This window comes from Gordonia sp. i37 (assembly GCF_002043085.1).
In the GTDB taxonomy this organism is placed as follows: Bacteria; Actinomycetota; Actinomycetes; order Mycobacteriales; family Mycobacteriaceae; genus Gordonia; species Gordonia polyisoprenivorans.
Map to the genome: position 1 here is coordinate 1 of NZ_MVPX01000659.1, position 202 is coordinate 202.

At 63.9% G+C, this 202-nt stretch carries 1 pseudogene; it reads right to left on the reverse strand.

From position 1 onward, the window contains the following. Window positions 1-202: pseudogene (locus B1964_RS29420) on the reverse strand (IS3 family transposase); the annotation flags it as partial.

Consider the following 202-nt stretch of genomic DNA (forward strand, 5'->3'; position numbering starts at 1 on the left):
CCCGCCACCCGAGGATGCGTCGGGAGAACACATCGACGAGGAACGACACGTAGACGAACCCGGCCAACGTCCACACGTAGGGGAAGTCGGCCACCCACCACCGATCCGGACGATCCGCTATATTCCATTGCCGGGAAACATGATCCGGGAACCGGGGCGCTTTGTCATCGCGGCGGGTGGTAACGGTGCGGTGAGAACCCCG